Origin of the sequence: Shewanella sp. SM87 (assembly GCF_025653705.1) — a bacterium.
In the GTDB taxonomy this organism is placed as follows: domain Bacteria; phylum Pseudomonadota; class Gammaproteobacteria; order Enterobacterales; family Shewanellaceae; genus Shewanella; species Shewanella oncorhynchi.
The window spans coordinates 142175-153440 of record NZ_JAKKSC010000011.1; the positions used below are offsets into that span (position 1 = coordinate 142175).

13 protein-coding genes are annotated in these 11266 nt (G+C 44.6%); 7 read left to right on the plus strand and 6 right to left on the minus strand.

The annotated features are described in order from the left end of the window. The first annotated feature begins 29 nt into the window (after positions 1-29). From L5M11_RS11255 to L5M11_RS11265, 3 genes are all read left to right on the plus strand, one after another. Entirely contained in the window at positions 30-1250 is a 1221-nt protein-coding gene (locus L5M11_RS11255; protein ID WP_011790750.1) for a hypothetical protein, read from the plus strand. Beyond that, positions 1238-2110 carry a hypothetical protein gene (locus tag L5M11_RS11260; RefSeq protein WP_263192105.1) on the plus strand — a complete coding sequence of 291 codons (873 nt, stop codon included), beginning with the start codon at positions 1238-1240 and terminating at the stop codon, positions 2108-2110. The genes L5M11_RS11255 and L5M11_RS11260 overlap by 13 nt, the downstream gene beginning before the upstream one ends. 401 nt (positions 2111-2511) lie before the next feature. After that, positions 2512-3756: a dicarboxylate/amino acid:cation symporter gene (locus L5M11_RS11265; RefSeq protein ID WP_263192106.1), complete on the plus strand. Its 1245-nt coding sequence runs from the start codon at positions 2512-2514 to the stop codon at positions 3754-3756. Between the two features lie 115 nt (positions 3757-3871). Here the strand turns inward: L5M11_RS11265 and L5M11_RS11270 are convergent, their stop codons facing one another. Further along, complete coding sequence (locus tag L5M11_RS11270) at positions 3872-4363, minus strand: TIGR00645 family protein (protein ID WP_105250244.1); 492 nt, start codon at positions 4361-4363, stop codon at positions 3872-3874. A gap of 394 nt (positions 4364-4757) precedes the next feature. Here L5M11_RS11270 and L5M11_RS11275 point away from each other — a divergent pair, with 394 nt between their 5' ends. After that, positions 4758-5327 (plus strand): DUF7010 family protein, encoded by a 570-nt coding sequence (locus tag L5M11_RS11275; protein WP_263192107.1) that lies wholly within the window; start codon positions 4758-4760, stop codon positions 5325-5327. Positions 5328-5543: 216 nt separating this feature from the next. Beyond that, entirely contained in the window at positions 5544-5891 is a 348-nt protein-coding gene (locus tag L5M11_RS11280) for a BON domain-containing protein (protein ID WP_105250242.1), read from the plus strand. A gap of 288 nt (positions 5892-6179) precedes the next feature. On the opposite strand, the gene L5M11_RS11285 is transcribed toward L5M11_RS11280, so the two are convergent. Beyond that, a complete protein-coding gene (locus L5M11_RS11285) occupies positions 6180-7805 on the minus strand; it encodes a phosphoethanolamine--lipid A transferase MCR-4.3 (protein WP_011638903.1) in 1626 nt (541 codons plus the stop codon). A gap of 454 nt (positions 7806-8259) precedes the next feature. On the opposite strand from L5M11_RS11285, the gene merR reads away from it, so the two are divergent. After that, entirely contained in the window at positions 8260-8661 is a 402-nt protein-coding gene (merR, locus tag L5M11_RS11290; protein WP_069455590.1) for an Hg(II)-responsive transcriptional regulator, read from the plus strand. A 77-nt stretch (positions 8662-8738) separates the two neighbouring features. Then, complete coding sequence (locus L5M11_RS11295) at positions 8739-9086, plus strand: mercuric transporter MerT family protein (RefSeq protein ID WP_058689194.1); 348 nt, start codon at positions 8739-8741, stop codon at positions 9084-9086. 143 nt (positions 9087-9229) lie between these two features. Here the strand turns inward: L5M11_RS11295 and L5M11_RS11300 are convergent, their stop codons facing one another. The 4 genes from L5M11_RS11300 to L5M11_RS11315 all read right to left on the minus strand — a co-directional run. After that, complete coding sequence (locus tag L5M11_RS11300; RefSeq protein WP_008224334.1) at positions 9230-9556, minus strand: YnfA family protein; 327 nt, start codon at positions 9554-9556, stop codon at positions 9230-9232. Between the two features lies 1 nt (position 9557). Further along, positions 9558-10466: a cation diffusion facilitator family transporter gene (locus L5M11_RS11305; protein ID WP_011919296.1), complete on the minus strand. Its 909-nt coding sequence runs from the start codon at positions 10464-10466 to the stop codon at positions 9558-9560. Positions 10467-10497: 31 nt separating this feature from the next. Next, on the minus strand, positions 10498-10911 hold the full coding sequence (gene cadR / locus L5M11_RS11310; RefSeq protein WP_286957289.1) for a Cd(II)/Pb(II)-responsive transcriptional regulator: 414 nt from the start codon (positions 10909-10911) through the stop codon (positions 10498-10500). A gap of 32 nt (positions 10912-10943) precedes the next feature. Next, on the minus strand, positions 10944-11266 hold a 323-nt coding region (locus tag L5M11_RS11315; protein WP_263192108.1), incomplete at its 5' end, for a Tn3 family transposase.

Sequence of the window (11266 nt, forward strand, 5' to 3'; positions counted from 1 at the left end):
AGGTAAAAGCTGCGACCAAGGAGGCCGTGATGAGCAGTAACTTACATCAGGCGGGGGTTAAGCTGCTCAAGCAGTTAGGTCGCCATGCTGACATCATTATGGACACCTATTTGGCGGGCTCTCTTAACGAGGATGCGCACGATCCAAGCGTGGTTGAAAAGCTTAAACAGGCAGGGATTTTATGGCGGCCAGAGCCAGATCAGGAACTGCGCCTTAAGCGGTCTGTGCGTGCCTTACTCGAAGAAGGTTTAAGCGACGAGCGTAATCGCCAAATCGACTCTAACGTCGGCTCAGCTTTAGCGACCATTAAAACCTTGGCCGATCATTATAAAGAGGCGCGTCATAGCTCAGACTACAGCGCCGCTGAGGCCTATTTGTCCGATTTGAGCGAACATGTGTATAGTTTCGCCGACAGTTTGCGTTATTCGATCCGTGTGCTCTGGGGCCGGATCAATAACGAGTTCGGTTACGTCGGTACGATCAACGCTAAGATCCGCGAAAACGAATTAGCCCAAAGCCAAGTGTCTGAATTACTTAATGGCTTAGAGATGTTCCAGTTTAGTGAGCTAGGCGAAATCGCTGGCGATATCCGTGAACTGCGCAAGCTCTTAGTGACGACTTTGCAGGAAACCATGAGCGACTGCGCCCAGGAACTGAGCGTAGTGCAGGGACGTTTACTCGAACTCTTAGGCCGTTTTAGGCAAATCCGTGGGCGTACCCGTTTGCTCAAGGGCTGGTTGCTCTACACAGACTTGCATCCGGATTATCGGCCTGCGGACCATGTGTCCCACAAGGAAATCCCGAGTCTATTCAATCGCGCCGAAATCTTGCTCGCCCCTGCTTCGGTGGACGTGCACAACGCCAGCCAAGAGCTGGAGTTGATGGGGATAGTCGCGCACATTAAAGCCATCAGCCGTCATCCCGTGATTGCGGCGGTGCGTGAGCATGATGTGTCCGTTTCTATCACCCAAAGTGAAGACTTCGATGTGCCGGATAATCCGCTCAAACAAGCGGTGGATGAGTATTTCGTCGATGTGATTGAGTCTGGCCTGCGCCAATCGGCGCTGGAATATCTGGCGGATAAAGCGCTGCCTTGGGACGCCGAAAGCTGGATTTATCAAGTGATTGGTGGCTACGAAGGTCTGCCCGATGAACATAAAGCGTATTTTGAGCTTGAGCCATTGGGCGAACCGCATCCCATCTATAGCGGCAACTTTATTATTCGCGATGTTGAGTTATGGCTCGCCTAGGCCAGCAACAATTACAACTGTTGGAGAACGCTTTTATTAAGCGTTCTCCCAAGGTTAAGCTCACGGCTAACTGGCGCGCGATTTATCGCGAGTTAGAAGTGGGTGAGTTAGATGAATCCGAAAAGTATCTGTGTTTTGCGCCCAAAGATTTTGAACTGCTAAGGCAAAGCGTGTTGGCGTTAATGGGGCTTGATTTAAGGCAGCTTGATTTTAATGTCGATCGCATCGCGATGTCCGCCAAAAGTCACGATGAAAAGCTCGCTAAGATCCGTCCTGAAGCCGAATACGTTTTGATGAAGTATCTAAGTTTCGAATCTTCACCAACAGGGATTTCAACTCGCACATCACTGCGAATTCCATTGGATGAAGCACAAAAGCATTGCCATGAACTCAATGTCGCAGCCATCCTAGTGGTTGAAAACTTAGATGTATTTGATGTTATCCATCAAGCGTGTTTACCACAGGATTTAACTCATGTGATGGTTATCTACCGAGGTAGCGGTCATCATTCCCCGATTGGCGTGCGGCATTTTTTGCGCTCAATGGTAGGGAAACTGCCGATTATCGCCTTTACCGACTTAGATCCCGCAGGACTACAAATCGCCCATACCTTAATGGGTGTGACCCATTGCCTTGTGCCACAACTTGCGCTGACAGCACCTGCTGAGTTATTGGCAATAGCACAAATTAATTCTACTGATGATTTCGACAAGCAAGCGAAACAGGCTAAATATTTGCAAAATGCCGAGTTAAAGCATTGGCAAAAATTAGCCGTTTGGCTAAATCAACACCGTATTAGTATCAAACAGCAACACCTGCTGGCTCGCGGACTTGAACTAGTGTTAGTGCCATATATTTAGCTGTCATCCCTTTCATCTCTCTGCTTTATAATAATTAACTGGTTTTAAATCCTGTTATAAATTTAAATTCAGTTATTAAGTCTGAGTTTTATTCGGTTGTTGTTTCTTATATGTTTAATTTGATGTTATTTGGTGTTTATTTTGTTTGTTTATACTGGTTTAAATATATTTCGTTAGTGCTCAAATATTGTGCTGGTGAATTTTTTATGATTTAAAATCAGTTTATTACTGTTTTTCTGTGATGGTGTTAACTTAATTCAAGATGAAAAAATGAAATTTATTCATTGAATTAACGGCTAGCATGTTTCACTATCCCCGCCTGAGCCAAAAATGGATTGGCAATTGTGCTCATCATGGAAGATGAATAACAAATAAATGACCTTTCTGGGGAAATCACAAGCATGATGAAATCACTTTCGACGCGGATCTTTATTGGTCTGTTTGCCGGCCTTATTTTCGGCACAATAGTGCAATACTTCTTAAACGATATCGGTTTTTTCTCGGGTAATTTAGTCGAGCTTGCCGGTGGCGTTGGTACTATGTTCGTTAATATGATCATGATGCTGGTGGTGCCACTCGTGTTTGTGAGCATCGTTTGTGGTGTCTGTGAGCTGCAAGATCTCAAAAGTTTTGGCCGCTTGGGCGGTAAGACCTTCGGTTTTTATATCATCAATACTGTCGTCGCAATCGCGACCGCATTATTAGTGGTGCTGCTACTCGAACCCGGTAAAGGCGTGGATATGAGCAGCACAGACGGTGTAGCCATTACCGCAACTGAGCTGCCAAGCCTGATGGCGCTGGTGATCGACATAGTCCCACGTAATCCTGTGACGGCTTTTATGTCGGGCAATATGCTACAAGTGATCTTTATGGCCTTGTTGCTTGGCGGTGTGATTAAGTCCCTTGGTGAGCATGTTGCGGGTACTGTCCAAGGTTTTCAAACAGCCAATAGAATCATGATGAAACTGATTTCTGTGGTGATGAGTCTTGCGCCCTATGGTGTATTTGCCTTGATGTTTAAACTCGGCGCGACCTTAGATGCCGGTGTGTTTATGAGTGTGGTTGAGTATATGGTGCTGATCCTCGCGCTGCTACTACTGTGGATTTTTGTGGTTTACCCTATGGCGGTGGGCATATTTACCCCAATTTCGGCCAAAACCTTCCGCGAGAAGACCCAAGAGCAAGTGCTGTTTTCACTCTCGACCGCAAGTTCAAATGCGACTATTCCCGTGACCATGCGTACTTTAACGGACAAGTTAGGCGTGAGCCGTGCTGTTGCTGGTTTTGGCGTACCGTTGGGTGCGACCATGAACATGGGCGGTGTGGCGATTTATATCACTATTGCAATTTTCTTTGTTGCCAACGCCTTTGGCATGCCCATTACCACTGAGCAATTGCCTTCGCTGTTATTTAGTGTCTTCCTATTATCTGTCGGTGCGGGCGGTGTTCCCGGTGGCGGCATGGTGATGATAGGTGTATTAATCCATCAAATGGGTTTACCGATAGAAGCCTTTGCCATAGTGGCGGCCTTAGATCGGATTATTGATATGGTGCTGACATCCTGTAACGTGGTTGGTGATACTGCGGTGTTGACCATAGTGGATCAAACCGAGAAAGTGCATCAGGTGGAGTCAGCGAAGAGTTAATGTGCCATTAAGTCGTATTTTATAAAAACAAAAGCCACTGAAAATAGTGGCTTTTTTTATATTCACTATGCTGGTATTGATGCGTTGATAGGTTGGCATCAACTATGTTAGCCCATTACTTAGTGCGAGTAATTTTATCTAGATAGCCCATGGCAAAGGCTGATAATACAAAGGTGATGTGTATTAACAGATACCACATGATTTTGTCGTTATCGATATTCTTCACATCCATAAAGATTTTCAGTAGGTGAATAGACGAAATCGCCACAATCGACGCCGCCACTTTGTTTTTCAGTGAGCCAGAATCTAATTTACCCAGCCAACTTAGCTTCTCACTGTCTTCGCCTACATCCAGCTGCGAGACAAAATTCTCGTAGCCAGAAAACATCACCATCACAATCAGGCCGCCCACGAGGGTGATATCAATCAAGGACAGGGTCACCAGCACTAAATCCACTTCAGTCATTTCAAAAATGATCGGCAGAATATGGAAGATCTCTTGGAAGAATTTAATGCCTAAGCCCAATAAAACAAAGCTGAGTCCCAAATAAATTGGCGCCATAATCCAGCGCGATGCATACATTAATTTTTCAAATATTTGTTCCATAATCCATTAAACCCTTTATCTAAAATACGGTAAAAAATCGAGTCACTAATGACTAAAACAGTAACATAATGCACTTTATGCGCGCTATTACCCAATCACAAGGGCGTGAGTTATATGCTGTTATTGTGTTTTTTTGTAACCTCTGTAGTTATTTAACCCTATTTGGGTGTTAGTGGCGCTACATCGTTTAATTTGCTCTGCCTTTGATATGTCTGATCGTCGCTTTTTTCAACCTAATACCAAGCAAATTCAGCCATGGATGATCATTTTTCTCGGCATTTTAGGGCTTTGATGAAGGAAGTGACATTTGTCATCCTAGATTGCTGACAACTCACACTGCTGTGATGGACATTTTACGCAGATACTTAAGTCATCTAAACAAGGAGGCTTAATTATGCAACATAAATCACTGGACCAACAATTAATCGAATACCGTCAACAACGTGCTTTAGCTATGCCTTTATCCGGCATGATTGTGTGGAGCTTACTGTTTTTATTGAGCTTTGTATTACCTCCTTCGCAGTTGGTTATGGCGGTCTTTATCGGTACTGGTTCTATTATCTACCTTGCCATGGGTATTTCGCGGCTGACGGGCGAGAATATCTCGTTTAAGAAAAGCGCTGAGCGTAATTGGTTTGAGACTGTGTTTCTCGCTGCGATGGGGATGAGTTTTTTAACCTTTAGCATCAGTATTCCCTTTTTTATGGAAAACTATTTAGCCTTGCCTTTCGCCCTTGCGGTGCAAACAGGTTTAATGTGGTTAGTCCACGGTGTTTTAGCTGCGCAAAAGGTGGCCATAGTGCATGCGATAGTGCGCACCTTAGCCTGTGTGGCAGCTTTCATGCTCTGGCCCGAGCTGAGCTTTCAAATTCAGCCTCTAATCGTGGTGTTTTGTTATGGTTTTTCAATTCCTGTGATGCAGCGCCGCTGGAAGATTCAGCAAAATCTGTGTGCTGGCAATTAGTGGGTTATTTTTGGGTTATTGTGTAGATTTTGGCTTTGCGGCCTAATGGCCGAGGTGAATCAAAGTCGTGGGGCTCACCCTTGACGTTTAATTAAGAGTCTAACAAGTGATCTCGCCCTAGATCGATTTGTATGTCTGCCAGCGCACAGAGCTCAAACTGGTGTTATTGCATTATGGTTATTACCCTGCACTTTTTGCAGTGTGAAGGAGCTTATAATGCAAACCATGAAACTTACGTTCGTTACCGCTGGTGTTGTACTCGTTGGTAGTTTGCTGCTTAACGGTTGTGATAGTGGCAATGTGAATACTCAAACAGGTACACCAGACTTAACTGTAACAACCGAGGATGGTACTGGTGATGATATTAAAATTGCCACAGCAGTTAATACTGCGTTGATCGCTGATCAGCAGCTACAAAATTTAGATATTCAGATAGAAACCCGCAAGGGCGATGTCACCATATCCGGCAATGTAAATAGCCAAGCTCAGAAAGACCAAGCTGAACGGGTGACGGCAGCAACCTCTGGTGTGCACTCGGTAAATAATCGGTTGGAAGTAAAATAGCAATGTCAGTAAAGCCGCCTGTTTGATGTATTCAATTGACAGACGACAAACAGGAGCGGCAGATCTTATCTGGCTAATTTTGCCCAACGCGCCAAAAATGTAAAGTTAGCATTTACAGCTTGTAAGCCATTGTTCTAGTTTCACAACGGCAAATTGATGTTAAGTCTAAAAGACCGTGATAACTCATTGTGGAAGATTGAGAGCTAAATGTAACAATAGAGGACATTGTTAGTCCAAGATTTAAGGGGTGAATATGTCACCCCTAAGATAAAACATTTACAGCCATATCTAATACCTGCAAGGTGCAAAAATATCGAGTTGGCTCTGATAGACGGTGGTTTTTACATTCATAAGTCCTAGCAAACTGTCGAACAAATTGTCGTGGGAAAAGCCGCCCTGTTCTGCTCGCTGTGCAACACAAGTCATGTTCAACTGATTATCTTGGCTAAAGTCATTAGATACCCAAGCCAGCATTGGTACGCTAGTTTGTTCTTTCGGTGCAATACTATAGGGCGCACCATGTAAATACATGCCCTTTTCACCCAAAGACTCACCATGGTCAGAGAGATACAGCATTGCAGTATCGAACATATCCTGCTTACCTTTTAATTTATTCACCACTTCACTGAGAATAAAATCCGTATATAGAATAGTGTTGTCGTAGGTGTTAATCAGTTCTTCTTGACTGCAATTTTGAATATCACTGCGCGGACAATCCGGTATAAATTTACGATGCTCTGGCGGGTATCTAAGATAATAAGTTGGTCCATGACTACCAATGATATGCAAAAAAATTACTGTATCTTGACTTGGTGCTACTGCCAGAATTTTATCTAATTTGTTGAGCAATACTTGGTCAAAACAATATTGGCCAGAACACAGCTTCGGATCACTCTTCAAATCTATCGTGAGATTTTCAACCTGATCACACACACCTTTACAGCCAGAATCATTATCAAACCACTGTACTTTTATACCACTATGACTTAACACATCAATCACTGTGTCTTGAGCATTAGCACGGCGAGGATCATAGTCTGCCCGCCCCATTCGTGAAAACATACAGGGTAGAGACACCGCCGTGGCCGTGCCGCATGAGCTAGTATCGTTAAACGCAATCAGCCCCTGATTTTGGGTATGAGCATTGGTTGGCTTGTTATATCCATAATATTGATAGCTCATTGAGCGCGCAGTTTCACCCACAACAAACACTAATAAGTTAGGTTTAGTGTTCGGGTTACGACTGGCATTCTTCGCATCTAGGCCAAGTTGTTGGTATTCCATGGGCGTCTGCAAATAGTGCTCATTGAGATATTTAGATGCACTACTGACAAAATAGGTAGGGACAATGTAACGCCTTAACTCACTGTTGTTTCGACCAAATGCAGCATAATCTTGATAGTAAAAAAAGGCGACTATCCCAATGCCAACGAACATTAGCAGCATAAAGGCTAATTTATGCAATAACTCCTTAAAAAAGGGCTGATAATGAATATCGGCCTTATAAATAAGATATGACGGTAATAGCCCAGTCAGCAGTAGATTGGTAATTGATGCAAGATTTACATACATCAATGCTTCAGCAGGATGTGTTTGAAACGTGTTTTCTATCATGCCGTAGTCAAACACGACATTGTATTGATAGGCTGCAAAAAATACACTTGAGGAAAGTAACGTCAATACGATAAAAAAGGGCTTCAGCAGGTATTTGACGGTAAAAATTGAAAACAAAAAACTCAGCGCAAATGTTAAAAATAGCGGCATAGATGCGATGAAAAGGGGATCAACTTCTGGTTGTTTTTCAATTCCTTTTCGCACTATACCAAAGAGCGGTAGATTGAAAATGGCAACATAAAACAACGCAGTGATGAAAGTGAATTGGTTAACCGATAACGTCTTAAATCTAGAAATCACAAAAATCCCTTTTTTGCTAAAAAAAACAATACTAGCTTGACCTCATTAAAATAACCTTATGATTAAAAGGTTATTTTAATGAGTCACCAACAAACTTAACAGATAAGACCGTTTTAGGTGAATTGAGCCCAATTCACCTAAAAGTTACATGTAAACAATTAAGTAAATAAACTTCAATTACTTATAAGTTTACTTGTAATTTCTTGTGTGCTCTTCACAGAATTCAGTGCCCGATAAATAGAGGCTTCTCCAAGGTGATACTCCTTGGCAAGCTGCCCAATGGTGGCCCCCTCAGCTCTTTTATCATAAATAGCCTGTTTTAAGGTATCCGTGAGTTTTACAGGTCTAGGGGTATGAAGTCCAACAGAACGAAAACGTACGTTAAGGTTTTATTGGGGTTTATCTGCTTTAGGATTACAATCCACCGTACTTAAGTACGGAGAGCAAGGCCCAAATGTACACAATCAGTCAATTAGCAAAGTCGGCAGGTGTTAATGTCGAGACTGTCCGCTATTATGAGCGGCGTGGTCTTATCGAACAACCTGATAAACCAACCGAGGGGTATCGTCGCTATCCAGTGACAACCCTGAACCGGATCCGGTTTATCAAGCGTGCCCAGGAACTGGGGTTTACTTTGGAGGAAATATCCCATCTGCTGATGCTAGATAATACTCCCTGTCAAGAAGTACAAGACATGGCTTCTCACAAGCTTGTCAGTGTTCGTGCCAAGATGGCTGATCTGCGTCGCTTGGAAACCGTCCTTAATGATTTGTTGAACCAATGCGCTGCTAATCCTGACCAAACCCATTGTCCCATTATCGATTCCCTTCTTCCTGAGGATAGAAAATCGCGCTGAGTTTATTCCTGCTTGACTCCGTACTAGAGTACGGCGTTTAGACTGACTTTACTGGAACAAACCAAGTGGAGTGAGTCATGTCAAAAAACGATGCCAATCTGCCAATATTCGGCGGTATTGCGGCGGCTATCGGCGCAGGACTGTGTTGCGTCGGCCCCTTCCTGTTGCTGACGCTGGGTATTGGTGGCGCCTGGATCGGTAATCTCACTCTGCTCGAACCTTATCGCCCCCTTTTCATCTTCGCTGTGCTGGTTCTCTTCAGTTGGGCTGGGTGGAAGGTTTACCGTCCCGTCGAGGCCTGCGAATCGGGCACTGCCTGTGCCGTTTTGCAAGTACGTAAACGCCGTCAAGTCATCTTTTGGATAACAGCTCTACTCGCGCTGGTACTTGTGACCAGTAGCTATTGGATCCCCTTGATTGCCTGACAGTGAATGCCAACAACCTGCTGGAGGGTTAGCCGGGATTCGGGAAATTTCTCATATAATGATGACTAAGAATATGTTTTTTATGAAATTCATTATTTCGCCATTTACTCACTTTCAAACCGATGCTCCGAGTACAGTCTGCTTCATCTGGGAGCAAACATGATCACTGCCATGCCTGCGAGCATTAGCCCCACGCCAGCCAGATCCCAGCGGTGTGGTTGAATGCCATCTACTCCCCACAACCAGACTATTGCTATTGTCACGTATACTCCGCCATAAGCCGCGTAAACACGTCCAGCAGCCGTTGGGTGAAGCGTTAACAACCAGGCAAATAATGCCAGACTGATTGCAGCAGGTAACAGCACCCAGGCTGAAGCTCCTTTTTTCAGCCACAAGTAAGGCAAATAGCAACCGACAATTTCTGCTATTGCAGTAATGATAAATAAACCTAACGTTGTAATGACGGTCACTTCACTGCACCTTATCCGGGACTTCATCCCGACAATGTTCTTGTGTTAACTCCAGTTCTATCGTGGTATGTGCTAAATCAAACTGCTCCAATGCGTTAGCAATACGCAGCTTAATATCGGCATAATGGTTTGCAGTAAATGCCTTGCTGGCATTGGTTACCACATGTGCGGTGAGTACATGATGTTCACCATCAAGCGACCAGAGATGCAGGTGATGAATGCTGTCTAACTCATCAATCTTCAGCAAAGTATCTTGGATTTCATTTTGCAATTTGCTGTCTGGCGCGGCTTGCAGAAATAAACGCGCAGTTGTGCTGAGGTTTCGTAAAACATTAACCAAAATAAATAAGGTGAAACCAATAGAAAGCAAAGGGTCAAGGATAGGCCAATCCACAAATTGCAACACAATAGCCACAACCAAAACTGCAACCCACCCAAGAAAGTCTTCAAGCAAATGCCAATTCAGCACTTTTTCATTCAGTGTATTTCCTTTACTCAAGCGGTAAGCGGCAAAGCCATTGACTGCAACACCCAGCACAGCTAAAGCCAGCATTCCCTCTGTCACTGGCATTACCGGGTTAGCCAGCCGCGGTATTGCCTCAGTCAGTACCCAAACCGATCCGGCAATCAATACCAAGCCGTTAATTAAGGCGCCAAACAATGACAATCTGCGGTAGCCGTAAGTAAATTGTCGGTTTGCAGACTTTCGGCCAAGCCGGTTCAACAGCCATGCACTGCCAATAGATAAGCTATCACCCAGGTCATGCACTGCATCTGCCATAATTGCTGTGCTGTTGGTTAACCAACCGCCGATAAACTCAATTATGGTGAAACCCACATTAAGAAAAAAAGCCATAGCGATCCGGTTGTCGCTGTCGTCTTTGATATGTGAATGGTTGTGCTGGTGCATTAAGACTCTCCTATTTATTGCTGATAACAACTTAGTTGGTTTGACTAACGGCTTCATTCAGTTGTTTTAAAATACCACAGTGCTCTACCGTGCGCTTCAAGTTGCAGCTAAGACGTAAAGCCTTTAGTTGTTTATTAAGCTGCGTTAAATCCGCTATGCGACGTTCTACCTGTTCGATATGCTGTTCAATCATCTGATTGACATCATCACACTGCGACATTGGCGAGTCATTCAAACTCAGTAACTGACGAATTTCTGCCAAACTCAGATCTAAACTCCGGCAGTGTTTAATAAATAGCAGTCGCTCGATGTCGGCCTGATCATAGAGACGAAAATTGCCATCACTACGTATTTTCGCCGAAAGAAGCTGCTCCTTGTCATAGTGACGGATAGTTTGAACAGAACAGCCGGAGATTTTTGCCAGCTCACCAATTTTTATTATCAGGGGTCGTCTCAGAAAACGGAAAATAAAGCACGCTAAGCCGGTGGCAGCGGTCGCAATGGCCTGAACTTCCCCGCACCGACCTTGGCACTGCTGCGCCATAGGTAACCGCCGGTCAGGTTGATATGCTCCCACCCCAGCGGGGACAGATATTGCAGCAACGTGTCGTCCAGCGCCATGCCGTGGGCACGCAAAGCACTGGTGGCACGCTCCAGATAGACCGTGTTCCACAACACGATGGCCGCCGTCACCAGATTGAGGCCGCTGGCCCGGTAGCGCTGCTGCTCAAAACTGCGGTCGCGGATTTCACCCAATCGGTAGAAGAAGACCGCCCTGGCCAGCGCGTTGCGCGCCTCGC